A 25,736-nucleotide genomic window follows, 5' to 3' on the forward strand; every position below is an offset into this window, starting at 1 on the left:
GGGGGAGCACGACAGTGGCAGGCAAACCGGTCAGGCCCGTGAACGCCATCGACCAGACCCGGCGGATGCTCTCGCTGGTGACGTATCTCAGGGAGCGCCCCGGGGCCCGGGTCGAGGACGTCGCGCGCGCCTTCGGCATCACCGAGGACGAGCTGGTCTCCGACCTCGACGTGCTGCCCATGTGCGGCACGAGCTTCCGCGGCGGCGACCTCCTCGACATCGACACCGACGGCGAGCGCATCTGGTGGCACAACCCGGCCGCGCTCGCCGCGGAGGCCGCCGAGCCGCTCAGACTCGCCGCCGACGAGGCCACCGCGCTGCTCGTCGCCGCCCGGGCCGTGGCGACCCTGCCCGGCCTGCGCGAGAGCGACCGGCAGGCGCTGCTGCGGGCGACGGCCAAGGTGGAGACGGCGGCAGGCGAGGCGGCGGTCTCCAGCTCGCGCCTTTCGGTGACCTTCGAGTCCGAGGGCGGCGTCTTCGCGGACGTCGACCGGGCCATCGCCGAGCGCCGCCGGCTGTGGATCCGCTACTACTCGCCCGCGCGCGACGAGGTCACCGAGCGGGAGATCGACCCCATCCGGCTGGTGAGCGTCGGGCACACCTACGTCGAGGCCTGGTGCCGCCGCTCCGAGGCGCGCCGCACGTTCCGGCTGGACCGCGTCGCCGAGATCAGGATCCTCGACGAGCCGTCGGCGCCGCCCGAGATCGAGCTGCGGGACCTGTCCGAGGCGCTGGTGCAGCCCGCGGCCGAGGACCCGGAGGTCGTGATCGAGGTCGGGCCCGGCGGCCGCTGGGTGGCGGAGTACTACCCGCACGACAGTGCGGATGAGCTGGCGGACGGCGGGCTGCGTATCACTCTGCGGACGCCCGACCCGGCGTCGCTGCGCCGCCTGGCGCTGCGGCTCGGACGGGACGGCCGGATCGTCTCCCCGCCGGAACTGGCCGACAGCGCCCGGCAGGCGGCCCGCGAGGCGCTGGCGGCATACGACGGCATCGAGGCGGCCGGCGCGGCGGGCATCGCAGCGGCCGGCACGGCCACGGCGGCCGGTGCGGCGCACGTCCCGGGGACCGCCGACGGCCGCGAGCCGGCCGGGCCACCCCCGGCCCCGGCCGTTCCGGCGGCGCAGGCGGTTCCGGACGGTCCGGGCGGCGGGTGAACCGGGGCGCCCACCGCGCGGGCGGCCGGGCGACGCCGTCGCGTGCGGCCCCGGAGGCGAACGACCCCAGGAAGAGGAGCGAGGGCTGTGACCGAGTCGGCGACGTCCGGTGCGCGGGGCATGACGGTGGAGTCCGCGTTCGCCGGGATGAGAAGCGTGACCCCGGTGGTGTTCAGGGCGGGCTGCCCGGACTGCCGCGAGCGCTTCGAGCTCACCGCGAGCGCCCTGCGCCTGGCCATCGGCGCCACGAGCCGTACGACCTTCTACTCCTTCACCTGCCCGCAGTGCGGCGCGTCGGTCCGCAAGCCGGCGGGGGAGCGGATCGTGGAACTGCTCACCGGCGGCGGTGTCCGGACGCTGCGGCTGCACTCCACCGTCTAGAGGGTCGGGGCGTCCCGCCCCGCGGGACGGTCTAGGCTCGGCGTCATGTTCTGGCCGATGTTCGCGATCGCTGTGGGTTTCGTGGGTCTGACCGTGCTCGGGGTGCTCGCCGTGCGGGTGTTCGTGGAAGCAGAGCGTCTGGGCAGGCAGGTCACGGACTCGGCGCGCCGGATCAGCCGCGCCGCCGAGGACCTGGAGCGCGCCACGGAGAGCGCGGCCCGGTCCGTCGACGCCCTGTGAGGCGCCGGACGGGCGGCTGTGAGTCGCGCTTTGGGCCGGTTCGCCCTGTCACCTTGCCGGTTGGGGCAGGTACGCTGCTGGTCGCGACCGGTTAACGAGGCACTGGTCGCGGACGGGAGTACGCACAGGGGATGCAGAGGGATTGCCTCACGTTCACCCCCGGGCGTTACGATCGCTGTCGACACGATCGTTCGGACATGTGTCCGACCGGTCGGACAGCACCCCACCACAGCCGCCTCGGTGAGAAGGTAAAGACTTATGTTCGGAAGGCTCGGAGCCCCCGAGATCATTCTCATCCTCGTCGTCATCATCCTGCTGTTCGGCGCGAAGAAGCTTCCGGACATGGCTCGGTCGCTCGGCAAGTCGGCCCGCATCCTCAAGAGCGAGGCCAAGGCGATGAAGGACGAGAACAAGTCGTCCACGACCCCGGCCGGCCCGCCGAACACCGACGAGCCCGCGCAGCGCACCATCCAGGCCGCTCCCGGTGACGTGACCAGCTCGCGCCCGGTCAACGAGCCGACGGACACGACCAAGCGCTGACGCAGGGCCGGTGACCTCCGGCCCGCCGCACGAGATGGGAACGTGGGTTGCTGAAGTCTGCCCGCAAGAAGGAGAAGGACCCCGAGGGGCGGATGCCCCTCGCGGAGCACCTTCGCGAGCTCCGCAACCGGCTCGCCAAGGCGATTCTGGCGATCGTCGTCGTCACGGTCTTCGCCGCGTTCTTCTACAACGACATCATCAACTTGATCACCGAGCCGATCCTCGACTCGGTCGGCTGTGACAAGACCTTCACGGAACTGGCCAAGGCGCAGGCCGGCACGGATCCGTGCGCGCAGATCACCATCAACGGCCTGCTCACGCCCTTCACGCTGGCCCTCAAGGTGTCGCTGATGGCGGGCGTCGTGCTGGCCTCGCCGATCTGGCTCTACCAGCTGTGGGCCTTCGTCGCGCCGGGGCTGCACCGGCACGAGAAGAAGTACGCCTACGCCTTCGTCGCCACGGGCGCCCCGCTGTTCGTCATCGGCGCCTACTTCGCCTACACGGTCCTGCCCACCACCGCGAAGGTGCTGCTCGAGTTCACCCCCGTCGGCACGTCCAACCTTCTCCCGCTGGACGACCTGCTCGACCTGGTCATGCGGATGGTGCTGGTCTTCGGCCTCTCGTTCGAGCTGCCGCTGCTGCTGGTGATGCTCAATCTCACCGGAGTGATCACCGGCAAGCGCATGCTCGGCTGGTGGCGCGGCATGATCATGGGCATCACGGTCTTCGCGGCCATCGCCACCCCGAGCACGGACCCGCTGACGATGCTGGCGCTCGCGGCGCCCATCTGGATCCTGTACTTCGCGGCCGTCGCCTTCTCCCTCGTGAACGACCACCGCCGCAGCCGCCGCGAGGCCCTCGGCCCCGCCGACGACGAGGCGTCCGAGCTGGACCTCACCCCCGAGGACATCGGCGAGATCGAGCCCGTGACCACCAGCCGGGCCGCCCTGCCCGAGCAGGCGAGCGGGGACCGCGCCGAGCGGGTCAACGGTTATGACGACGTGACCTGAGGACCGCCGGACAGCTCATAGGGTCATCCCCGTGACCAGCGAGATCACCCTCTTCGTCAACCCCACCGCGGGCCGCGGCCGGGGCGCCCGAGCGGCGCAGCCGGCCGCTTCGGCGTTGCGGGCGGCCGGCTTCTCGGTGCGTACCGTCGTCGGGGAGGACGCCGACGACGCCCTCGCCCGCGCGCGAGCGGCCGTGGCCGGCGGCACCGGCGCGCTGATCGCCGTCGGCGGCGACGGCATGGCCAACCTGGCGCTGCGGGCGGTCGCGGGCACGCCCACCCCGCTCGGCCTGGTCGCCGTCGGCACCGGCAACGACTTCGCCCGTGCCCTCGGCCTGCCCGTGCGCCGGCCGGACGCGGCGGGCCGCATGATCGCCGACGCCCTCAAGTGCGGCCGGATCCGGGACGTCGACCTCGGCCGGGCGGGGGAGCGCTGGTTCGGCACCGTCCTCGCCTCCGGCTTCGACTCCCGCGTCAACGACCGCGGCAACCGCATGCCCCGGCCCGCCGGGCGCCTGAAGTACGACCTGGCGATGATCGCCGAACTGGCCGCCTTCCGGCCCCTCCCGTACCGGATCCGGCTCGACGACGGCGAGGTGCGCGAGATCGAGGCGACCCTGGTGGCCGTCGGCAACGGCTCCTCCTACGGCGGCGGCATGCGCATCTGCCCCGGCGCCGACCTGACCGACGGCCTGTTCGACATCACGGTGGTCGGGGACTGCAGCCGTACGACGCTGCTGCGGGTGTTCCCGAGGGTGTACCGCGGGACGCATGTCGAGCACCCGAAGGTGACGGTCCTGCGGGCGGCCCGGGTCGAGATCGCCGCCGAGGACGTCACCGGCTACGCCGACGGGGAGCCGCTCGGACCGCTGCCGCTGACGGCGCGCTGCGTGCGCGGGGGCGTGCGGGTCGTCGGCCCCTGAGGCCCGTCACCCCTGAGCTGCGCCGATCCCCGGTTTCGCGGTGGGCGATCCGGATAATGATCGTCCTGTTGTCAGTGCGGCCGGGTACGCTCGAAAGCACGATGACAGAGGACCTCTCACCGGCCGAGCGGTACGCGGCAGCCCGTAGGCGGGCTGCCGAGCAGGCCACCGCGCTCGCCTCCTTCCGCGAGATGTACGACTTCGGCCTCGACCCCTTCCAGATCGAGGCCTGCCAGGCGCTCGAGGCGGGGAAGGGCGTGCTGGTCGCCGCGCCCACCGGATCCGGCAAGACGATCGTCGGCGAGTTCGCCGTCCACCTCGCCCTCCAGCAGGGCAAGAAGTGCTTCTACACGACCCCCATCAAGGCGCTGTCGAACCAGAAGTACGCCGACCTGTGCCGCCGCTACGGCACGGACCGGGTGGGCCTGCTCACCGGTGACAACAGCGTCAACTCCGACGCCCCGGTGGTCGTGATGACCACCGAGGTGCTGCGGAACATGCTGTACGCCGGTTCCCAGACGCTCCTGGGCCTCGGCTACGTGGTCATGGACGAGGTGCACTACCTCTCCGACCGGTTCCGGGGCGCCGTCTGGGAGGAGGTGATCATCCACCTGCCCGAGTCCGTCACCCTGGTCTCCCTGTCGGCGACCGTGTCGAACGCCGAGGAGTTCGGCGACTGGCTCGACACGGTCCGCGGTGACACCGAGGTGATCGTCTCCGAGCACCGTCCCGTGCCGCTGTTCCAGCACGTGCTGGCCGGACGCCGGATGTACGACCTGTTCGAGGAGGGCGAGGGCCACAAGAAGGCCGTCAACCCCGACCTCACGCGCATGGCGCGCATGGAGGCGAGCCGGCCGTCCTACCAGGACCGCAGGCGCGGGCGGTCCCTGCGCGAGGCCGATCGCGAGCGCGAGCGCCGGCAGCGCTCCCGCATCTGGACACCGAGCCGGCCGGAGGTCATCGAGCGGCTCGACGCCGAAGGGCTGCTGCCCGCCATCACCTTCATCTTCAGCCGCGCCGCCTGCGAGGCCGCCGTCCAGCAGTGCCTGTTCGCGGGCCTGAGGCTCAACGACGACGACGCGCGGCAGCGGGTCCGCTCCCTGGTGGAGGAGCGCACGGCGTCCATCCCGCGCGAGGACCTGCACGTCCTGGGCTACTACGAGTGGCTGGAGGGCCTGGAGCGGGGCATCGCCGCCCACCACGCCGGCATGCTGCCGACCTTCAAGGAGGTCGTCGAGGAGCTGTTCGTGCGCGGCCTGGTCAAGGCCGTGTTCGCGACCGAGACCCTCGCCCTCGGCATCAACATGCCAGCCCGCTCGGTGGTGCTGGAGAAGCTCGTCAAGTGGAACGGCGAGCAGCACGCGGACATCACCCCGGGCGAGTTCACACAGCTGACGGGCCGGGCCGGGCGGCGCGGCATCGATGTCGAGGGCCACGCCGTGGTGCTCTGGCAGCGCGGTATGAACCCCGAGCACCTGGCCGGTCTCGCGGGCACGCGCACGTACCCGCTGCGCTCCAGTTTCAAGCCGTCGTACAACATGGCGGTCAACCTGGTCGAGCAGTTCGGCCGGCACCGCTCGCGCGAGCTGCTGGAGACGTCCTTCGCGCAGTTCCAGGCGGACAAGTCGGTCGTCGGCATCTCGCGGCAGGTGCAGCGCAACGAGGAGGGCCTGGAGGGCTACAAGGCCTCCATGACCTGTCACCTGGGCGACTTCGAGGAGTACGCGCGGCTGCGCAGGGAGCTGAAGGACCGGGAGAACGAGCTGGCCCGGCAGGGCGCGGCACAGCGGCGCGCGGAAGCCGCCGTCGCGCTGGAGAAGCTCAAGCCGGGTGACGTCATCCATGTGCCGACCGGCAAGTACGCGGGCCTGGCGCTGGTGCTGGACCCGGGTCTGCCCGCTGGCCGTTCGAACGGCCACCGCGGCTTCGACCACCACGACGGGCCGCGCCCGCTGGTGCTGACCGCCGAGCGGCAGGTGAAGCGGCTGGCGTCCATCGACTTCCCGGTCCCCGTCGAGCCGCTGGAGCGGATGCGGATCCCCAAGTCGTTCAACCCCCGTTCCCCGCAGTCCCGTCGGGACCTCGCGTCGGCGCTGCGCACCAAGGCCGGGCACATCACCGCCGACCGGCACCGCAAGCGGCGCGCAGAGGCGGCCGACGACCGCGAGATCGCCCGGCTGCGGACCGCGCTGCGCGCGCACCCGTGCCACGGGTGCAGCGACCGTGAGGACCACGCCCGCTGGGCCGAGCGGTACCACCGGCTGCTGCGGGACACCTCGCAGCTGGAGCGGCGGATCGAGGGCCGCACGAACACGATCGCCCGGACGTTCGACCGTATCGTCGCGCTGCTCACCGAGCTGGACTATCTGCGCGGCAACGAGGTCACCGAGCACGGCAAGCGGCTCGCGCGGCTCTACGGCGAGCTGGACCTGCTCGCGAGCGAGTGCCTGCGCGAGGGCGTCTGGGAAGGGCTCGGCCCGGCCGAACTGGCCGGGTGCGTCTCGGCGTTGGTGTACGAGTCGCGCGTCGCGGACGACGCGATGGCGCCGAAGCTGCCGACGGGGAAGGCCAAGGCCGCGCTGGGCGAGATGGTCCGCATCTGGGGCCGGCTGGACGCGCTGGAGGAGGAGTTCCGGATCACCCAGACGGAAGGGGTCGGGCAGCGCGAGCCCGATCTCGGCTTCGCCTGGGCCGCGTACATGTGGGCCTCCGGCAAGGGGCTGGACGAGGTGCTGCGCGAGGCGGAGATGCCGGCGGGGGACTTCGTGCGCTGGTGCAAGCAGGTCATCGACGTGCTGGGGCAGATCGCCGCGGCGGCGCCGCCGGGGTCCTCCGTGGTGAAGAACGCGCGCAAGGCCGTCGATCTGCTGCTGCGGGGAGTGGTCGCCTACTCGTCGGTGGGGTGACCGCACCCGCCTCGTACGGAAGCCCATTCACCGTCACGGTGAGTGGGCTTTCGTACGCCTGTTTGTGATTACGTTGCGCATTCGAACGGTGTCGCAGCGTGCAACCGAGTGAGCCTACTATCCCCTCACGTCCGGTTTCCGGCACTTGCTGAATATGACACGGCGATGATCCGGTCGGACTAAGCTCGCCCGCAGCGCACCGGCTTGAGGTGAATTCGTGCGCTTGTTCCCCCATGTGTGGAAAGTCCGACAGCTTCATGACATACCCCACTCCACGTTCCCCTGAACCCCAGTCGACCCCTGTCAGAAGGCCTACATGGTGAGTGTTCAATCCCCTCCTGTCCGCGGTGAACTCCCCTCCGCCCGCCTCCTGTTGCTGCCCGCCATAGCGATGGCCGCGGCGACCGGGGCCGCCGTCGCCCTGGTCTCGGCGCCGGCCCGGCTCGCCGTCGGCTCGCTGGGTGCCCTCGCCACCGTCCTGGTCATCGCCACGACGGCCGAAGCGATCCGCCGCGGCCGGATCCTGCGCAAGCAGCAGGTCGGGCACGCCCGTCACAGCGCGTATCTGGAACAGCGGATCGCGGCCCACGAGAAGGAGTTCCTGCGCTTCGCGCGGGAGATCTTCCCGACGGCCCTCAACCTGCTGCACACGGGAGAATCGCCCAGAGAGGCGATTCGCAAGATGGGCCTCGCCCACCCCGAGTACCGCGACCTGCCGGCGCCGCTGCGCGAGACACTGCTGACGGCCCTGAAGATCGTCGACCACGAGGTGGTCATGCGGGACGCCGCCGCCCGCTCCTTCGTCAGCGTCGCCCGCCGCGTGCAGGCGATCATCCACCAGCAGGCCCAGGAACTGCGGGAGATGGAGGAGGACCACGGCCGCAACCCCGAGGTCTTCGACGACCTGCTGCGCATCGACCACGGCAACGCCCTGATCGGACGCCTCGCCGACTCCGTCTCGGTCCTCGGCGGCGGCCGCCCCGGACGCCAGTGGCCCGAGCCGGTCTCCCTCTACAGCACGCTGCGCGGCGCCATGTCCCGCATCCTGGAGTACCGGCGCATCCAGCTGGCCTCCATCGCGAAGGTCAGCGTCAAGGGCATCTACGTCGAGCCGGTCATCCACGCCGCCGCCGAACTCCTCGACAACGCCACGCGCTACTCACCGCCCCAGACCAAGGTCCACGTCACCGCCACCGAGGTGCAGACCGGCGTCTGCATCGAGATCGAGGACGGCGGTGTCAACCTCAACGAGGAGGCGCGGGCCCGGATCGAGGGCATGCTGGAGGCCGCCAAGGCCGGCGTCGACCTCCAGGACATCGGTGAGCACCCGCGCCTGGGCCTGGCCGTCGTGGGCCGTCTCTGCAGCGCGTACAACATGCAGGTCTCGCTGCGCGCCTCCGCCTACGGCGGGGTCCGGGCCATCCTCATCGTGCCGAGCGAGATGATCACCCACGCGCCCGGTGTGGGCCTCGCCCACGGCATCGGCGCCACCGGCATCCCCATGACGGTCGGCATCCCCGAAGGCCCGAAGCGCACCCCGAAGAAGCGCCGCCCCACCATGCCGAAGATCCCCGCCACCGTCTCCCTGGAGGACGACGACGTCCCCGAGGTCACCGAGTGGACGGCCAACGGCCTGCCGCAGCGCCGCAGCCGGGTGAAGATGCCGCTCGCCGAACGGCTCGCCCAGCAGGCCGCCTACGAGAAGGAAGACCGCGAGGCCGAGGAACGGGGCGAGTACAACCCCTGGGCGGCGGCCAGGGAGCCCGAGATCCCGCCGCTGCGCGACATGAGCGCCCCCGACGCCCCCGGCAAGGGCCTGGAGGCCTTCTGGGAGGGGCTCAAGCAGGGCATCGAGCCCGGCACCCACCCGACCGACTTCATCCGCAACCCCACCAAGTACCTGCACCTGCTCAACGACCCGGCCCCCACCGAGGCCGATGACGAGGGGGATCTCAAGTGATCCAGCAGCGAGGCAACTTCGACTGGATGCTCAAGCAACTCGCCGACGGCGTGCCGGGCATCGAGATGATCGTGGTGCTCTCGGCCGACGGCCTGCGCATCGCCCGCTACGGCGGCGAACCCGACGCGGCCGACCGGGTGGCCGCGGCCTGCGCCGGCCTGCAGTCCCTGGCGAGCAGTGTCTGCCAGGAACTCAGCGTGGGCGACGGCGAGATGAAGCTGGTCATGATCGAGATCGACCGCGGCTACTTCTACCTGATGAACGCAGGTGCCAACGCCTTCCTCGCGGTGCTCTCCGACGTGCGGTGCGAACCCGGCCGCATGAGCGCGATGATGCGCGACCTCGTCGTCCGCATCGGCGGCCACCTGACCAGTCCGCCCCGGCGGAACGGGCAGATCGTATGACCCCTCCGCAACGCCAGAGGCGCAACCCCGCGGCCGAACCGCCCCCGCAGCCTCCCCAGGAGGGCGAGGGCAAGGTCAAGAACCCCGAGCGGATGTACGTGGTGGCCGGCCCGGACGGCGAACGGGCCGAGCTGGACCTGGTGACGTTAATCGTGGCGCGTGCCGCGGACCCGCCGCCCTCCGCCTCTCCCGAGCAGGCGGCGCTGCTCCGGCTCTGCGCCGCCCCGCTGTCCGTGGCCGAGCTGTCGGCCTACCTCCACCTGCCGTTCAGCGCGATGGGCGTGCTGCTCACCGAGATGCTGACGGCGGAACTGGTACAGGCGCGCGCCCCGATCGTCCGCAAGGCGCGTTCCGACCGTTCCCTTCTCGAAGCGGTGATGAATGGACTTCAAAGGCTCTGACACCATCCCGGGCCCCCGGGCCGAGGACCAGCTGCCCCACACGGCACAGGCCGCGGCCAAGATCGTGATCGTGGGCGGCTTCGGCGTCGGCAAGACGACCATGGTCGGCTCGGTCAGCGAGATCACACCGCTGACCACCGAGGAGACCATGACGCAGGCCGGCATCGGTGTCGACGACAACTTCGGCTCGGCGTCCAAGACGGCCACCACCGTCGCCATGGACTTCGGCCGCATCAGCATCACCGAGCAGTTGGTGCTGTACCTCTTCGGGACACCCGGGCAGCAGCGCTTCTGGTTCCTGTGGAACGGCCTGTTCGAGGGCGCGCTCGGTGCGGTGGTCCTGGTCGACACCCGCCGTCTGGAGGTCAGCTTCGACGTCATGGGGCGGCTGGAGGAGCGCGGCGTGCCCTTCGTCGTCGCCATCAACACCTTCCCCGACGCGCCCCGCTACGACATCGAGGAGCTGCGCACGGCCCTCGACCTCACCCCGGACATCCCGATCATGGAGTGCGACGCACGCCGCCGGGCCTCCAGCCGGGACGTCCTGATGACGCTCATGCGCTTCCTGCACTCGCTCGCCATGCAGGGCGCGACCACCTGACCCGATGCGCCCCTCCCACCTCCCCCAGACACCTGGAAAGCTCCGGAGCGACCACTGTGACTCCTGAATCCCACGCCCCGACCGGTACGGACGGACCCCGGCTCGAACCGCCCCCCGGCTGCCCCGCGCACGGCCTCGGGCCCGGAGGGCTGCACCGGCTGCACGAGTCGGAGGACCTGGGAGCGCTGTACGAGAAACTGCGCGAGGAGCACGGACCCGTGGCGCCCGTGCTGCTCCACGACGACGTGCCCATCTGGATCGTCCTCGGCCACACCGAGAACCTGCACATGGTGCGCTCGCCCTCGCAGTTCTGCCGCGACAGCCGCATCTGGACCCCGCTGCGGGAGGGGCTGGTCAAGCCCGACCACCCGCTGATGCCCCACATCGCCTGGCAGCCGATCGCCTCGCACGCCGAGGGCGACGAGCACAAGCGGCTGCGCGGCGCGGTCATGGGCGCCATCTCGACCATCGACTTCCGCAGCCTGCGCCGCTACATCAACCGCAGCACGCAGGCCATCGTCAACCGCTTCTGCGAACGGGGCGAGGCCGACCTGGTCAGCCAGTTCACCGAGCACCTGCCGATGGCCGTGATGTGCGAGATCCTCGGCATGCCCGACGAGTACAACGACCGGCTCGTCGAGGCCGCCCGCGACGCCCTCAAGGGCACCGAGACCGCCATCGCCAGTCATGCCTACGTCATGGAGGCGCTGAGCCGGCTCACCGCCCTGCGCCGCGCCCAGCCGGAGGAGGACCTCGCCAGTTACCTGATCACCCACCCCGCCCGGCTGACCGACGACGAGGTCAGGGAGCACCTGCGCCTGGTCCTCTTCGCCGCCTACGAGGCCACCACGAACCTGCTGTCCAACGTGCTGCTGACGGTGCTGATCGACCCGCGCTTCCGGGCGCAGCTCAACGGCGGCCAGATGACGGTGCCGGAGGCGGTGGAGCAGTCCCTGTGGAACGAGCCGCCGTTCAGCACGGTCTTCGCCTACTTCGCCAAGCAGGAGACCGAGCTCGGCGGGCAGCGCATCCGCCGGGGCGACGGACTGCTCTTCGCCCCGCTCCCGGCCAACGTGGACCCGAGGGTGCGGCCCGACCTGAAGGCCAGCATGCAGGGCAACCGGTCCCACCTGGCGTTCGGCGGCGGGCCGCACGAGTGCCCGGGCCAGGACATCGGCCGCTCCATCGCCGACGTCGGCGTCGACGCCCTGCTGCTGCGGCTGCCGGACGTCGAACTCGACTGCGACCAGGAGGACCTGCGCTGGACGTCGTCGATCGCCTCCCGGCACCTGGTGGAACTGCCCGTGCAGTTCTCGCCCAAGCCGCCGCAGGACGTGTCGGAGACACCGCACCACAAGGTGATGCCCGCCCAGCGTTCCGACTGGCAGATCAGCATCTCCCAGCCGGAGCCGCAGCCCGCCCCGGCGGCCGCGCAGCCCCAGCCGCAGCCCGAGCCGCAGCCGGAGCCGGCTTTCGCGCAGCCGCAGCCCGTCGCGGTGCCGCCGCCGCCCGCGGCGGCCGAGCCGGTGCGCCCCAGGGGTGTCTGGCAGCGCCTTCTGCTCTGGTGGCGCGGTCACTGACCGTTCGACGGGCCGCCGTACGTCCCGGCGGCCCACCGGTCGTACGACGTCCAGGCCGCGAGCACGCGGGTGCTGCGGAACCGGTGCTCCACGCCCGTGACCGGGTCGGTGAACTCCAGTGAACGGGCCAGCAGTTGCAGCGGGCGCGTGAAGTCACCGGCCGCTGCCGGTCCGGTCACCTCGGGGTAGAGCGGGTCGCCGAGGATCGGCACGCCCAGGGCGGTCATGTGGACCCGCAGCTGGTGGGTCTGCCCGGTGGCCGGGACCAGCCGGTACCGGGCCAGTGGGCGGTGCCGGGCGAATGGGCCGGTACCGTCCGCGGCGGCTTCCGCCGGGCGGTGCGCGAGGAGTTCGACGCGGCTTTCCGCGTTGGGCTCGCCCGGCACCTCCCGCGCGGTCAGCACGCCGCGCTCCTTCACGATCCGGCTGCGTACGGTGCGGGGGAGGGCGAGAGCGGGGTCGTGGGGGGCGATCGCCTCGTACTCCTTGCGGACCCGCCGGTCGCGGAACAGCGTCTGGTACGCGCCGCGTTCCCCGGGGCGCACGGTGAACAGCACGAGCCCGGCGGTGAGCCGGTCCAGCCGGTGCGCGGGGCTGAGCGTGGGGAGGCCCAGCTCCCGGCGGAGCCGGGCGAGCGCGGTCTCGGCGACGTGGCCGCCGCGCGGGGTGGTGGCGAGGAAGTGGGGCTTGTCGGCGACGACGATGTGCTGGTCCCGGTGTACGACCTCCAGCGGGAACGGTACCGGCACCTCGGCGGGCAGTTCGCGGTGGAACCACACGAACATCCCGGGCACGTAGGGGGCGTCCGCCGCGACAGGACGTCCGTCCGCCCCGACGATCAGCCCCGCGTCGAACATCTCCCGGACGACGCCGTCGCCCGCACCGGTGAGCCGCTCGACCAGATGCTCACCCACGGTCGCCCACGGTCCGGCGGCGGGCAGCCGCACCCGTACCGGGTCCACCCCGTACCGCTGCGGCAGGGGAGAGGGCGGGGCGGGGGTCTTGCGTCTCATCGCGGCCCAGCGTACGAGAGTCCGCCGTGCCGCCGGAAAACCGCGGGGGCGGTCCGCCGGTGCGGTGCGGTGCGGTGCCGGGGCGCGGGCGACTCAGGCGGCGGGGGCCTTCTCCTGCTCCGCCTCGATGCGCGCGTTCCACTCCCGCTTCGAGGCCTGCCAGCCGTCCTCGTTGTGGCCGAGTCGCCAGTAGCCGGAGATCGACAGGTCCTCGCGCGGGATGGCGCGCTCGACCCTCAGCAGACGGCGCAGCTCCTTCACGAAATGCGCCTCTCCGTGGACGAAGGCGTGCACCCGGCCCGCGGGGAACTCCAGGCCCCGTACCGTCTCCACCAGTGCCTCGCCGCGCGGACGGGGGCCGCGGTGCAGCCAGACGACCTCGACGTCGGAGTCGATCTTCTGCTCCTCCTCGGGGCCCGAGATCTCCACGAAGGCGTGCGCCTTCGCCCCGTGCGGCAGCGCCTCCAGGGCGCAGGCGATCGCGGGCAGCGCGCTCTCGTCACCGACGAGCAGATGCCAGTCGGCCTCCGGGTCGGGCGCGTAGGCCCCGCCGGGCCCCATGAACAGCACCGTCTCGCCCGGCTGGACCCGGGTGGCCCAGGGGCCGGCCAGGCCCTCGTCACCGTGGATCACGAAGTCCAGGGTCAGCTCGCGGTGCTCGGCGTCCCACTGGCGCACCGTGTACGTCCGGGTGACCGGCCACTGTTCGCGCGGCAGCTCGTCGCGGATGCGCTGCAGGTCGAAAGGTTCGGAATAGGTGACCCCGGCGGGCGGGAACAGCAGCTTCACATAGTGGTCGGTGCACGTGTCCGCCGCGAAGCCGGCGAGGCCCTCACCGCCGAGCACCACGCGCTGCATGTGCGGCGTCAGCCGCTCGGTGCGGACGACCTGAGCGGAGTGCGGCCTGCGCGGCTGGCGTCCCGGTCGCTCTGCCATGAGGACCTCCCTGTGTCACATAGTTAGGGTTACCTAAGTTAGCACCCCGCCCCTGCTTCACACCTGTCGTACACGAAAGGTCACGCCCCGAGCGTCGTCAGCAGACGCTCCAGGGACCCGCCCAGTCCCCAGCGGGCCGCCAGCGCCTCCAGCGCCGCCGGATCGCGCGGGGCCCGCGGCAGCGCCGTCGACACCTCCGGGAGCGGCACGTCGTCCGCGACCCGGACCACCTTCGGCGCGACCGCGAGGTACGGGCGTGCCTCGTCCAGCCGCCTGCGCTGCGTCGGCGTCAGCTTCGACCGCCGGTCCTCGACCGCCGCCAGGATCCCGGCCAGGTCCCCGTACTCGGCCAGGAGCTTGGCGGCCGTCTTCTCGCCGACGCCCGGCACTCCCGGCAGGCCGTCGCTGGGATCGCCGCGCAGCAGGGCCAGATCCGCGTACCCGCTCCCGTCCACCCCATACTTCGCACGCAGCACCGCCTCATCGGTGAGCTGCAGCGTGCCCACGCCCTTCAGCGGGTACAGCACGCGCACCCCGCGCGCGTCGTCCACCAGCTGGTAAAGGTCGCGGTCGCCCGTGACGATGTCGACGGGGCCCTTCGCCCGCGCCGTGAACGTGCCGATCACGTCGTCCGCCTCGTAGCCGGCGACGCCGACGCGCGCGATGCCCACCGCGTCCAGCACCGCCTCGATGACCGGCACCTGCGGCGACAGCGTGTCGGGCACCTCCTCCTCGTCCGGGCCGGTCTCGCGCTCCTCGGCGACACGGTGCGCCTTGTAGGAGGGGATCAGCTCCACCCGCCACTGCGGCCGCCAGTCGGCGTCCATGCAGGCCACCAGGGCGTCCGGCCGGTGGTCCTTGACCAGACGGTCGATGAAGTCGAGCAGCCCGCGCACGGCGTTCACCGGGGTGCCGTCCGGTGCCTTGACCGACTCGGGCACGCCGAAGTAGGCGCGGAAGTACAGGGAGGCGGTGTCGAGGAGCATCAGTCGTCCGGTCACGCCACGCATCATGCCGTACCCCACCGACAGCCGGTCGCCGCTGCGCAACGCGTTGCGTCCTGCGCGTCCCGTGTGAACCGCCCCACCTTCCCGTTTGGGCGGGGTGATCGGGGGGAGGCGCGGCTCCGGAGCGAGGCTGGTTGCGCATTTCAACTGTTTGCGTCCTGTCCTCGCTCCTGTCCTGTCGCCGAGGAAACAGAGGTGCCCGTGTCAGCGACCCTTGAGGCAGAGAGCCTGTACAAAGTGTTCGGCAGGAGACCGGACCGGGCGGTGGAGCGGCTGCGGGACGGAGCCGACCGTGAGGACCTGCGTGCCGAGGGCACGACCGCCGCCGTGATCGACGCGTCCTTCACCGTCGAGCCAGGCCAGATCTTCGTCGTCATGGGCCTGTCCGGCTCCGGCAAGTCCACCCTGCTGCGCATGCTGAACGGTCTGCTCGAACCGACCGCGGGGCAGGTGCACTTCGACGGCCAGGACCTGACCGCGCTGAGCGATCGCGAGCTGCGCGCGGTGCGCTCCACGAAGATCAGCATGGTGTTCCAGCACTTCGCGCTCTTCCCGCACCGCAGCGTCCGCGAGAACGCCGCCTACGGCCTGGAAGTGCAGGGCGTGCCCCGCGCCGAGCGCGAACGCCGCGCCGACGAGGCGCTCGCCCTGTGCGGCCTGGCCGGCTGGGAGAAGTCCTGGCCCGACGAGCTGTCCGGCGGCATGCAGCAGCGCGTCGGCCTCGCCCGGGCGCTGGCCACCGACGCCGACCTGCTGCTGATGGACGAGTCCTTCAGCGCCCTGGACCCGCTGATCCGCCGGGACATGCAGGACCAGTTGCTGGAGCTTCAGCAGAAGCTCAAGAAGACGATCGTGTTCATCACGCACGACCTGAACGAGGCCATGCGCCTGGGCGACCGCATCGCCGTCATGCGCGACGGCCGCATCGTCCAGAACGGCACCGCCCAGGACATCCTGCTGCGGCCCGCCGACGACTACGTCGCCTCCTTCACGCAGGACGTCGACCGCTCGTCCTGACCGCCGGCGAGATCATGGAGCCCTCGGTCACCGCCGGCGACCCCGGCTGCCACTGCGAGACCGCCACGCCGGACACCCCCTTCACCGAGCTGTGCGCGATCAGTGCCCGGCTCACCCACCCGGTGCCGGTCGTGGACGAGGACAACCAGCAGATCGGTGTCGTGCCCCGGCAGCGCCTCGTCGGCTTCCTCGGCGACGAGGAGGGCACCGTCCCGCGGCCCTGCGACTCCCCACGCGACAAGGGCGGAGAGAAGGTGACCGCCCGTGCCTAGGATCCCGCTCGGCACCTGGGTCAACGACGCGGTCGACTGGCTCACCACCCACATGGCGTGGCTCTTCGACTTCTGCAAGACCGTCTTCCTCGGCCTCTACGACGGCATCGACGCCGTCCTGCAGGCGCCCGAACCGCTGCTCCTCGCGGGCATCCTCGCCGTGATCGCCTTCTGGCTGCGCGGCACCCTCGCCGGTGTCCTCGCCTTCGCCGGGTTCGCGTTCATCGACTCCCTGGGACTGTGGGAGAACGCGATGACCACCCTGGCGCTCGTCCTGGTGGCGACCGTCATCGCCCTGGTCGTCGCCCTGCCCGTGGGCATCTGGGCGGCCCGCTCGGACCGCGTGAGCGGACTGGTCCGGCCCGTGCTGGACTTCATGCAGACGCTGCCCGCGATGATCTACCTCATCCCGGCGATCCTGTTCTTCGGCACCGGCGCCCCCGCGGGCATCGTCGCCACCCTGATCTTCGCGCTCGCCCCCGGCGTGCGCATGACCGAGCTGGGCATCCGGCAGGTCGACAAGGAACTGGTCGAGGCGGCCGAGGCGTTCGGCACCTCGCCCCGCGACACGCTGCTGCGCGTCCAGCTCCCGCTCGCCCTGCCCACCGTCATGGCCGGCGTCAACCAGGTCATCATGCTGGGCCTGTCCATGGCCGCGATCGCCGGCATGGTCGGCACCGGCGGCCTCGGCGGCGACGTCAACGAGGCCATCGGCCAGCTCGATGTCGGGCTGGGCTCCGAGGCCGGCGTGGCCATCGTGATCCTGGCGATCTACCTGGACCGCATGACCAGCGCGCTCGGCACCCAGGTCTCCCCGCTCGGCCGCCGGGCCGCCGCGAAGGCACGCGCCGCGCGGGGGCTGAGGATCTGGTCGTACCGGCCCCGCCCGGCCGTCGCCGTGATCGGCGTCGTCGTCCTCGCGCTCGCCGCGGGCGGCATGGGCGTCCTCGGCGGCACCGGCTCCGAGGTCGCGGCGAACGGCAAGGACGTGGGGCAGGGCAAGAAGATCAGCATCGGCTACATCCCCTGGGACGAGGGCGTCGCCTCCACGTTCCTGTGGAAGGAGGTCCTGGAGCAGCGCGGCTACGAGGTCGAGGCCAAGCAGTTCGACGCGGGCCCTCTGTACACCTCCCTCGCCCAGGGCGACGTCGACTTCCAGACCGACGCCTGGCTGCCCACGACCCACGCCCCGTACTGGAAGAAACACGGCAAGCAGCTCGACGACCTCGGCGCCTGGTACGACAGGACGTCCCTGGAGCTCTCCGTGCCCGCCTACATGAAGGGCGTCGACTCCCTGGCCGACCTCAAGGGCAAGGCATCGGAGTTCGGTGGGAAGATCACCGGCATCGAGGCCGGCGCCGGCGAGATGGCCCTGCTGAAGAGCAAGGTCCTCAAGGAGTACGGCCTCGACGAGGAGTACGAGGTCGTCGACAGCTCCACGCCCGCGATGCTGGCCGAGCTCAAGCGCGCGTACGCCCAGAAGAAGCCGATCGTGGTCACGCTCTGGTCGCCGCACTGGGCGTACAACGACTACGAGCTCAAGAAGCTGAAGGACCCGAAGGGCGCCTGGGGTGAGGGCGACGGTGTGCACACCCTGGCCCGCAAGGGCTTCGCCGGCGACGACCCGACGGTCGCCGGGTGGCTGAAGGACTTCGAGATGAGCGAGAAGGAGCTCACCAGCCTCGAAGCCGAGATCAACAAGGCGGGCAAGGGCAGGCAGCAGGACGCCGTCCGCGCCTGGCTGAAGCGGCACCCCGGCTATGCCGACAGGATGGCCCCGGTGCACGGCGGCACGCCGGCCGAGGCCGCCCAGCCGCTGGACGTGGCCTGGTTCCCCTGGGACGAGGACATCGCCGTCACCTACCTGTGGAAGAACGTCCTGGAGCGGCGCGGCTACCGGCTGAACCTGAAGCAGATGGACGTCGGCCCGGTCTACACGGGTCTGGCCTCCGGCGATCTCGACCTCAACTTCGACGCCTGGCTGCCCCACGCGCAGAAGAACTACTGGGAGAAGAACAAGGACCGGCTGAAGGACCTGGGCACCTGGTACGAACCGACCTCCCTGGAGATCGCCGTGCCGTCCTATGTGAAGGGCGTCGACTCCCTGGAGGACCTCAAGGGCAAGGCGGGCACCTTCAAGGGGAAGATCATCGGCATCGAGCCCGGCACCGGCGAGATGGACCTGCTGAAGAACAAGGTCCTGCCCGGCTACGGCCTCGACGACGAGTACGAGGTCGTCGACGGCTCCACCCCGGCCATGCTGGCCGAGCTGAAGCGCGCCTACGCGAAGAAGGAGCCGATCGCCGTCACCCTCTGGTCGCCGCACTGGGCGTACAGCGACTACGAGCTGACCAAGCTGAAGGACCCGAAGAAGGCCTTCGGCGAGGGCAACACGATCCGCACCATCTCCCACGAGGAGTTCCCCGAGCAGTATCCGCAGCTGACGAAGTGGATCAAGGGCTTCCGGATGGGCGAGGAGGAGCTCGGCAGTCTGGAGAGCGAGATCAAGGACCGCGGCCGGGGCCACGAGGAGAAGGCCGTCGCCGCGTGGCTGGAGCGGCACCCGGACATGGTGAAGCGGATGACACCGCAGTAGGGTTCCGGGGTGGGGCGCGACACGTCCGCGTCCCGCCCCGGATTCACGAACGGGATCCGGACAACCACAGAGCGCTACGCCACCCCCCGAACCCCTCCGCCACCCCGCTCCTCCCGGCGGATCGTCCCGCCCCCGGCCCCGCGGACGGCGGATCACCTGGCGTGAACCGTGAGGTCGCGCAACGCCCCGCGTGACGTCGATGTGACGGGCGCATGAAACGGTTTGCCGAACATGCGTAGGGTGCAGACAACTCAACAGACGTGGTGCGCCGGGCCGCCGGCGCGCGAGCAGCGGATCGACGGGCGAAGGAGGGAGCCGGAGCGATGGGCGACCACAAAGAGCAGCCCCTGCGGGTGGGCGCGGCCGTGCGCCGCCGGCGCCGCGCGCTGGAGCTCACCCTCGCCGTCGTGGCCGAGCGCAGCGGCCTGTCGGTCCCGTTCCTGAGCCAGATCGAGAACGACCGGGCGCGGCCCAGCACCAGTTCCCTGGAGAAGGTCGCCGACGCCCTGCGCACCACCGCCGTCGAACTCCTCGCCGCGGCGGACCCGGCGTGCAGCGTCGACGTCGTCCGCGCGGACGGCACCGAGCCGCCGGCCCACCAGCCGCGGACCCGGTCGCTGGTGCGCGGCCACCACCAGATGCACGCCTCGGAGTTCACCGGCGAGCACGACGCGGGCCGCGAACTGCAGTACCGCAACGACCAGTTGATGTACGTCGCCGACGGCGCCGTGGAGGTGGAGGCGGAAGGCCGCGCCTACCGGCTCGGCCGCGGCGACACCCTGTACCTCACCGGCGGCGTCCGGCACCGCTGGCGGGCGGCCGAATCGGACACACGCGTGATCGTCGTCGCCGTCGCGGAGCACATCGAGGCGGTCCGGGACCGGCCACGCCGGTGAGGGCGGTCTCGCTGGTCCCCTCGCTGACCGAGGCCGTGGCCCGGTCCGCGCCGGGCGTCCTGGCCGGCGCCACCGACTGGTGCACGCACCCGCCGGACCTGGACGTCGTCCGCGTCGGCGGCACCAAGAACCCGAAGACCGGCCGGATCGTCTCCCTCGCGCCCGACCTGGTGATCGCCAATGAGGAGGAGAACCGCGGGCCCGACCTGGCGGCCCTGCGCGCGGCGGGCGTGGAGGTGCTGGTGACGGAGGTCCGCAGCGTGCCGCAGGCCTTCCGGGAGCTGGACCGGGTCCTGGAGGCCTGCGGGGTGAGGACTCGCCCGCGCTGGCTGGACGAGGCGGAGCAGACCTGGTCGGCCCTGCCGCCGCCGGAGGTCCGCCGCACGGCGGTCGTGCCGGTCTGGCGCCGCCCGTGGATGGTCCTCGGCCGCGACACCTTCGCCGGCGACGTCCTTTCCCGCCTCGGCGTCGACCACGTGCACGCGGCGCACCCCGAGCGCTATCCCCGCGTCCCGCTGGAGGAGCTGCGGGCAGCGGCGCCGGATCTGGTGGTCCTGCCGGACGAGCCGTACCGCTTCACCGCCGACGACGGGCCCGACGCCTTCCCCGGCCTGCCGTGCGCACTCGTCAGCGGACGGCACCTGACGTGGTACGGACCGTCGCTCGCCGAGGCCCCGCGGGTGCTCGGCCGGGCCCTGCGAGCAGCTCGCCCCTGAGCAGCCCGCGCACGGTCCCCACGACGGCCGTGCCCCAGGCGGCGACCAGCAGGCCGTACAGCACGACCGCCGGCCCCGTGTAGGCCACGAGCCCGGTGTGTCGCCCCAGTGCCTCGGCGCCCGTGACGCAGGTGCCGACCGGGAACGTGAACGACCACCAGGTCATCGCGAACCGCATCCCCTGCCGCCGGGCACGCCACACGTGGACGCCGGCCAGGCAGAACCACAGCAGCGCGAACCCCATGACGGGCACCCCGTAGAGCACGGCGAACGCGCCGAGGCCCCGGCCGTACGGCTCGGCCACGACGCCCGGGGCGGCGTCCGCGAAGGCCCCGGCGGCGGTCGTGGACTGGCCGAGCGGGCCCAGTACCAGGAACAGCGTCGGGGCGAGGGCGAGCGGCAGCGGCCCGCCGGTGAGCAGCCGGGCGGTCACCAGCGGCAGCATCAGCAGGGTCGCGAGCAGGCTGAGGCCGAACAGCGCGAGGCAGACGAGCAGCAGCGTCCGGCGGGCCTGGCCGGCCGGCAGAAGGGGCACCAGCTGCGGCCCCACGGCGGCCGACACCATCGGCGCGACCAGCGGCAGCAGCCACACGGGCGTCGCCTGCCCGGGCTCCACCCGGTGCCGTACGGCCATCAGGCACGGCACGGCGACCGCCGCGGCCAGCCCGACGGCCGTCCCGGCGGTGAACAGCACGGCGCCGAGCGCCACCGCGGCCGGCACGCCGATCACGTCCCGGCCCACGGCGAGGGCACCGCCACCCACGGCCAGCAGGGCCATGGCCAGGCAGCCGTAGAAGGGCGCGGTCGCCGGGTCGAGGAGGTGGGCGCGGGCCTGGTCGCGGTGTCGGGCCCAGTGGACCGACCGGGCCGCCAGCAGGGACAGGAGCAGGACCAGGGAGAAGACCCAGACGCCGGCGAGCACCCCGCGCAGCCCGGGGACGTGCGGCGGGAGAGCGGCCCCCGCGGTGGTCACGGCGGCGGTGCCCATGACGGTGGCGTACCAGTTGGGCCCGAGGTGCCGGACGGACAGCGGGCAGGCGACGGGCGGGGCGGCGGTGACCATGACTCCACGGTCGGACCGGAGCGGGCGCACCACCAGGGAGTTCACCTCTATGGCGGCATAAGCTGGCTTTATGAGCAACACGGAGGAGCAGGCCGGTCCGTCGGCGGCCGGGTCCCTGGCGCACCGGGTGCCGGACCTCGGCGCCCTGGAGCTGCTGCTGGCGGTGGCGCGGGTCGGCAGCCTCGGCGGAGCGGCGCGGGAGGTCGGCATCACCCAGCCCGCGGCCAGCAGCCGCATCCGGTCCATGGAACGTCAGCTCGGCGTGGCGCTCGTCGACCGCTCGCCCCGCGGGTCCCGGCTCACGGACGCCGGTGCGCTGGTGACGGACTGGGCCCGGCGGATCGTCGAGGCGGCGGAGGCGTTCGACGCGGGCGCGCAGGCCTTGCGCGACCGCCGTGACTCACGGCTCCGGGTCGCGGCGAGCATGACGATCGCGGAGTACCTGCTGCCCGGCTGGCTGCTCGCGCTGCGGGCGCAGCGGCCCGACACGGCGGTGTCGCTGCACGCGGGCAACTCCACGGTGGTCGCCGAACGGCTGCTCTCGGACGAGGCGGACCTGGGCTTCGTGGAGGGGCTGACCGTGCCGACCGGTCTGGACTCGGTGGTCATCGCCCACGACCGGCTGATCGTGGTCACGGCGCCGGGGCACCCCTGGGGGCGGCGCGGGCGGCCGGTGGCGGCCGAGGAGCTGGCCTCGACGCCGCTGATCCTGCGGGAGAAGGGGTCAGGGACCCGTCAGGTGCTGGACGCGGCGCTGGGCGGGCTGGCCCGGCCGCTCATCGAGCTCTCCTCGACGACCGCCGTGAAGGCGGCCGCCGTCAGCGGGGCCGGACCGGCGGTGCTGAGCGAATTGGCCGTGGGGGAGGAGCTGGCGATGCGGCGGCTGGTGCGCGTGCCGGTGGACGGCGTGGCCCTGGCCCGGGACCTGCGCGCGGTGTGGCCGACGGGGCACCGCCCCACGGGACCGGCGCGTGACCTGCTGTCCCTGACGCGGGATTAGCGGCTCCTCGGCTCGGTGTACCGGGCCCGGCCCGGTACGCCGGGGTTCACCGTGCTGCCGCCGCCTCCACCAGCGCCCGCATCACCCGCACGTCGTCCCCCATCTCCGGGTGCCACTGCACTCCGAGCACCCAGCCCGGAGCGGGCAGTTCCACCGCCTCCACCGTCCCGTCGGCCGCGTACGCCGACGGGACCAGGCCCTCGCCGAGCCGGTCCACGGCCTGGTGGTGGTAGGTCGGCACCGACGTCTCCTCCGGCACGATCGCGCCGTACAGCGTGCCCGGCACCGGCTTGACGGGGTGCCCGCCGAACACGCCGACGACCTCCGCGTGCCCGTCCAGGTGCTGCACGAGCGTGCCGCCCAGCGCCACGTTCAGCAGCTGCATGCCCCGGCAGATGCCCAGCAGCGGCACGCCCGCCGCCAGGGCGGCGTCGATCAGCGCCAGCTCCCACGCGTCCCGCTCGGGCGCCGGGGGTCCCGTGCGCGGCTCGCGCTCGGCGCCGTAGCGCACCGGCTCCACATCGGGCCCGCCCGCGACGACCAGCCCGTCCAGCCGGGCCACGGCCCCGGCCGCCTGCGCCGGGTCGTCCGGCGGCAGCATCGCGGCCAGGCCGCCCGCCCGCTGCACCAGCCGCGGGTAGCCGACCGGCAGCAGTGCCGCCTCCAGCTCCCACACACCCCAGCGCGCCCCGGACTCCAGGTAGGTGCTGACCCCGATCAACGGCCTGGCCACAGCGGTTCCTCCTCCTCGACTCAGTCCCGTGCCAACTCTGCCTCGGCCGCGGCCAGTGCCGCGAACTCCTCCTCCGGCGCCTTCGCCACCAGCCGCTTGCGGCTGTACAGGCCGAAGTAGGCGACGGCCACGGCGTACACCACGAGCGCGATGAACGCGGCCGTCACGTCCACCAGGAACGTCGCCACCAGTGCCGCGCAGGCCAGCACCAGCGCGACCGAGGAGGTCAGCACCCCGCCCGGGGTGCGGTACGGCCGGGGCAGGTCCGGCTCGCGGCGGCGCAGCACGATGTGCGACAGGGACATCAGCGCGTAGGAGATGGTCGCGCCGAAGACGGCGATGTTCAGCATGCGGGCGCCGTCGCCGGACACCGCGGCCAGCAGGAAGCCGATCGTGCCGGGCACCAGCAGGCCCAGGTAGGGAGCCTTGCGGCGGCTGGTCAGGGACAGGAAGCGGGGCAGGTAGCCCGCGCGGGAGAGGGCGAACAGCTGGCGCGAGCCCGCGTAGATCAGGGAGAAGAAGGAGGCCACCAGACCCGCGAGGCCCGCGTAGTTGACGATCCGGCTCAGGGTCGTCGCCTCGCCGTCCGGCTGGAGCGCCTCGACCAGCGGGTTGCCCGCCTCCTGCACCGCGGCGGACCCGCGCGCCCCGGCCGCCGCGACGAACGTGACCACCGCGAGCACCACCAGGACGCCCATGGACCAGCGGATCGCCTTGGGCAGCGTCCGGGCCGGGTCCCGGGTCTCCTCGGCGGCCAGCGGCACGCCCTCGACACCCAGGAAGAACCACATGCCGAACGGGAAGGCCGCCCAGATGCCGAGCAGCCCGAACGGCAGCCAGGAGCTCGACCCGGCGGCCGAGGCGTCGGCCGGGATGTCGTCCAGCGCCGAGAAGGAGAAGTCCGGCAGCGCGGCCAGCGCGAACACGACCAGGGCGGCCACCGCGATGCCGGTGACGACGAAGCTGAAGCGCAGCGCCTCACCCACGCCCCACAGGTGGATGCCGAGGAAGATCGCGAAGCACACCAGGTACAGCGGCCAGCCCGACTCCAGCCCGAACAGGCCGAGCGACTCGACGTAGTCGCCGATGAAGATGACGATCGCGGCGGGGGCGAGGACGTACTCGATGAGGATCGCCGTGCCGGTCAGGAAGCCGCCCCAGGGGCCCAGGGCGCGGCGGGCGAAGCCGTAGCCGCCGCCGGCCGTCGGCAGGATCGAGGACAGCTCGGCGAGGGCGAAGACCATGCACGCGTACATGGCGCCCATGAGGACCATGGCGATGGCCAGACCGCCGAAGCCGCCCTCGGCCAGGCCGAAGTTCCAGCCCGAGTAGTCGCCGGAGACGACGTAGGCGACACCGAGACCGGTGAGCAGCACCCAGCCGGCGCTGCCGCGGCGGAGCGCTCTGCGCTCCAGGTAGTCGTCGCCCTCCGGGGCGACGGGTGGGGTGGTGGGTTCCTCGGACATGGGCAGACTCCCGACGGGGCGGCGGTCACGGGGCCGAGCGCGCTACGACTTCAATGGAATGAGGCCATACCTTTGCGGGGCCGACCGGGGGAAGGCAAGACCCGTGCGTTAATCGCCCGTAAATCCTCACCGGGCCCGGCCACCGGCCGGCTCAGCCCAGGAATCCGCGCAGCAGCGCCGCCGTGCCCCCGCAGTGCTCGCGCATGATCTCCCGCGCCTGGTCGGCGTCGCCCTCGATCACGGCCTCCACCAGCGCCGTGTGCTGCCGCTGGGAGTGCTCCAGGTTGCGCACCAGCAGCGGGATGCAGTCGAGCAGGTCGTTGACGCTCGCGCGCACCGCCGCGTACTGGGCGGTCAGCGTGGGGGAGCCGGACAGCTCGGCGAGCGTGAGGTGCAGCAGCGTGTCGCGGCGCCGGTAGTCGGTCAGCGGCGCGTCGTGCGTGCCCGCCAGCGCCGCACGCAGCCGGGCCTCCTGCTCCCCGGTCAGTCCGTGCGCCGCGCACAGCCCGGCCGCCCCGACCTCCAGCACCTCACGGAAGCGCAGCACGTCCTCTATGTCGGTCTCGGCGATCCGGCGCCGCAGCTCGTCCTCGCCGCCCGCGTCGGTGCGCGGCAGCACGAACGTGCCCCCGTAGCGCCCCCGCCGGGACTCGACCAGACCCTGGTCCTGGAGCACCTTCAGCACCTCGCGCAGCGTCACCCGGCTGATCCCGAGCCGCTCCGCCAGCTCCCGCTCGGCCGGCAGCCGCTCGCCCCCCGCCACCAAACCCAGCCGCACGACCTGGAGGATCTGCTCCAGCGCCTCCTCGAAGCCGTTGCCCGCGCGCACCGGCCGCAGCACCGGCGTCAGCCGGTCCCGCACCCCGCCGACCGCTTCCTCCGGCATGTGGCCGTACCCCCTTCCCAAGCAATGGTCTTC

The 25,736-nt window shown here is 72.2% G+C and carries 23 protein-coding genes and 1 pseudogene; 17 read left to right on the forward strand and 7 right to left on the reverse strand.

What is annotated here, in order from left to right; genetic code table 11:
- The first annotated feature begins 14 nt into the window (after positions 1-14).
- The 12 genes from ACF07N_RS32285 to ACF07N_RS32340 all read left to right on the forward strand — a co-directional run bounded on the left by ACF07N_RS32285 (position 15) and on the right by ACF07N_RS32340 (position 12,102).
- Positions 15-1,157, forward strand: a complete 1,143-nt coding sequence (locus ACF07N_RS32285) for a helix-turn-helix transcriptional regulator (RefSeq protein ID WP_392119863.1) — start codon at positions 15-17, stop codon at positions 1,155-1,157.
- Between the two features lie 87 nt (positions 1,158-1,244).
- Entirely contained in the window at positions 1,245-1,538 is a 294-nt protein-coding gene (locus ACF07N_RS32290; protein WP_383334119.1) for a hypothetical protein, read from the forward strand.
- A gap of 45 nt (positions 1,539-1,583) precedes the next feature.
- Positions 1,584-1,778, forward strand: a complete 195-nt coding sequence (locus ACF07N_RS32295) for a hypothetical protein (RefSeq protein ID WP_383334117.1) — start codon at positions 1,584-1,586, stop codon at positions 1,776-1,778.
- Between the two features lie 258 nt (positions 1,779-2,036).
- The gene (tatA, locus tag ACF07N_RS32300; RefSeq protein WP_351365575.1) at positions 2,037-2,318 is read left to right on the forward strand and encodes a Sec-independent protein translocase subunit TatA; all 282 of its coding nucleotides are present in this window, start codon (positions 2,037-2,039) and stop codon (positions 2,316-2,318) included.
- A gap of 47 nt (positions 2,319-2,365) precedes the next feature.
- Complete coding sequence (gene tatC / locus ACF07N_RS32305) at positions 2,366-3,328, forward strand: twin-arginine translocase subunit TatC (RefSeq protein WP_392119867.1); 963 nt, start codon at positions 2,366-2,368, stop codon at positions 3,326-3,328.
- A gap of 31 nt (positions 3,329-3,359) precedes the next feature.
- Positions 3,360-4,250, forward strand: a complete 891-nt coding sequence (locus ACF07N_RS32310; RefSeq protein WP_392119870.1) for a diacylglycerol kinase — start codon at positions 3,360-3,362, stop codon at positions 4,248-4,250.
- 56 nt (positions 4,251-4,306) lie between these two features.
- Entirely contained in the window at positions 4,307-7,156 is a 2,850-nt protein-coding gene (locus ACF07N_RS32315; RefSeq protein ID WP_383334110.1) for a DEAD/DEAH box helicase, read from the forward strand.
- Between the two features lie 316 nt (positions 7,157-7,472).
- Positions 7,473-9,116, forward strand: coding sequence for a sensor histidine kinase (locus tag ACF07N_RS32320; RefSeq protein ID WP_392119873.1), 1,644 nt, complete (start codon positions 7,473-7,475; stop codon positions 9,114-9,116).
- The gene (locus ACF07N_RS32325; protein WP_392119876.1) at positions 9,113-9,520 is read left to right on the forward strand and encodes a roadblock/LC7 domain-containing protein; all 408 of its coding nucleotides are present in this window, start codon (positions 9,113-9,115) and stop codon (positions 9,518-9,520) included. The genes ACF07N_RS32320 and ACF07N_RS32325 overlap by 4 nt, the downstream gene beginning before the upstream one ends.
- Positions 9,517-9,921, forward strand: a complete 405-nt coding sequence (locus ACF07N_RS32330; protein ID WP_383334104.1) for a DUF742 domain-containing protein — start codon at positions 9,517-9,519, stop codon at positions 9,919-9,921. Before ACF07N_RS32325 ends, ACF07N_RS32330 begins: the two co-directional genes overlap by 4 nt.
- Entirely contained in the window at positions 9,902-10,522 is a 621-nt protein-coding gene (locus ACF07N_RS32335) for an ATP/GTP-binding protein (RefSeq protein WP_311684156.1), read from the forward strand. The genes ACF07N_RS32330 and ACF07N_RS32335 overlap by 20 nt, the downstream gene beginning before the upstream one ends.
- Before the next feature lie 56 nt (positions 10,523-10,578).
- On the forward strand, positions 10,579-12,102 hold the full coding sequence (locus ACF07N_RS32340; protein WP_392119880.1) for a cytochrome P450: 1,524 nt from the start codon (positions 10,579-10,581) through the stop codon (positions 12,100-12,102).
- Here the strand turns inward: ACF07N_RS32340 and ACF07N_RS32345 are convergent.
- The 3 genes from ACF07N_RS32345 to ACF07N_RS32355 all read right to left on the reverse strand — a co-directional run bounded on the left by ACF07N_RS32345 (position 12,096) and on the right by ACF07N_RS32355 (position 15,061).
- A complete protein-coding gene (locus tag ACF07N_RS32345; protein ID WP_392119883.1) occupies positions 12,096-13,115 on the reverse strand; it encodes an RluA family pseudouridine synthase in 1,020 nt (339 codons plus the stop codon). The genes ACF07N_RS32340 and ACF07N_RS32345 overlap by 7 nt on opposite strands.
- Before the next feature lie 93 nt (positions 13,116-13,208).
- Positions 13,209-14,051: a siderophore-interacting protein gene (locus ACF07N_RS32350; RefSeq protein WP_392119885.1), complete on the reverse strand. Its 843-nt coding sequence runs from the start codon at positions 14,049-14,051 to the stop codon at positions 13,209-13,211.
- An 80-nt stretch (positions 14,052-14,131) separates the two neighbouring features.
- On the reverse strand, positions 14,132-15,061 hold the full coding sequence (locus tag ACF07N_RS32355; RefSeq protein WP_383334151.1) for a 5'-3' exonuclease H3TH domain-containing protein: 930 nt from the start codon (positions 15,059-15,061) through the stop codon (positions 14,132-14,134).
- A 198-nt stretch (positions 15,062-15,259) separates the two neighbouring features.
- Here ACF07N_RS32355 and ACF07N_RS32360 point away from each other — a divergent pair.
- From ACF07N_RS32360 to ACF07N_RS32375, 4 genes and pseudogenes are all read left to right on the forward strand, one after another.
- Positions 15,260-16,347: pseudogene (locus ACF07N_RS32360) on the forward strand (glycine betaine/L-proline ABC transporter ATP-binding protein).
- Positions 16,340-18,943, forward strand: coding sequence for an ABC transporter permease/substrate binding protein (locus ACF07N_RS32365; RefSeq protein ID WP_392119888.1), 2,604 nt, complete (start codon positions 16,340-16,342; stop codon positions 18,941-18,943). Before ACF07N_RS32360 ends, ACF07N_RS32365 begins: the two are co-directional and overlap by 8 nt.
- Before the next feature lie 323 nt (positions 18,944-19,266).
- Positions 19,267-19,839: a helix-turn-helix domain-containing protein gene (locus ACF07N_RS32370; RefSeq protein WP_392119891.1), complete on the forward strand. Its 573-nt coding sequence runs from the start codon at positions 19,267-19,269 to the stop codon at positions 19,837-19,839.
- On the forward strand, positions 19,836-20,555 hold the full coding sequence (locus tag ACF07N_RS32375) for a helical backbone metal receptor (RefSeq protein WP_383347207.1): 720 nt from the start codon (positions 19,836-19,838) through the stop codon (positions 20,553-20,555). Before ACF07N_RS32370 ends, ACF07N_RS32375 begins: the two co-directional genes overlap by 4 nt.
- On the opposite strand, the gene ACF07N_RS32380 is transcribed toward ACF07N_RS32375, so the two are convergent.
- Complete coding sequence (locus tag ACF07N_RS32380) at positions 20,467-21,618, reverse strand: TDT family transporter (protein ID WP_392119895.1); 1,152 nt, start codon at positions 21,616-21,618, stop codon at positions 20,467-20,469. The two genes, ACF07N_RS32375 and ACF07N_RS32380, sit on opposite strands and share 89 nt — an antisense overlap.
- Before the next feature lie 70 nt (positions 21,619-21,688).
- Here ACF07N_RS32380 and ACF07N_RS32385 point away from each other — a divergent pair, with 70 nt between their 5' ends.
- Complete coding sequence (locus tag ACF07N_RS32385; RefSeq protein WP_392119898.1) at positions 21,689-22,618, forward strand: LysR family transcriptional regulator; 930 nt, start codon at positions 21,689-21,691, stop codon at positions 22,616-22,618.
- Positions 22,619-22,664: 46 nt separating this feature from the next.
- Here ACF07N_RS32385 and ACF07N_RS32390 read toward each other — a convergent pair whose 3' ends face one another.
- The 3 genes from ACF07N_RS32390 to ACF07N_RS32400 form a co-directional block, all read right to left on the reverse strand.
- Positions 22,665-23,339: a gamma-glutamyl-gamma-aminobutyrate hydrolase family protein gene (locus ACF07N_RS32390; protein WP_383334149.1), complete on the reverse strand. Its 675-nt coding sequence runs from the start codon at positions 23,337-23,339 to the stop codon at positions 22,665-22,667.
- A gap of 32 nt (positions 23,340-23,371) precedes the next feature.
- Positions 23,372-24,817, reverse strand: coding sequence for an ethanolamine permease (gene eat, locus ACF07N_RS32395; protein WP_392119901.1), 1,446 nt, complete (start codon positions 24,815-24,817; stop codon positions 23,372-23,374).
- Positions 24,818-24,968: 151 nt separating this feature from the next.
- On the reverse strand, positions 24,969-25,703 hold the full coding sequence (locus ACF07N_RS32400; RefSeq protein WP_383334080.1) for a FadR/GntR family transcriptional regulator: 735 nt from the start codon (positions 25,701-25,703) through the stop codon (positions 24,969-24,971).
- Between the last annotated feature and the right edge of the window lie 33 nt (positions 25,704-25,736).

The sequence above is a fragment of the Streptomyces sp. NPDC015242 genome (assembly GCF_043079125.1).
Classification (GTDB): Bacteria; Actinomycetota; Actinomycetes; order Streptomycetales; family Streptomycetaceae; genus Streptomyces.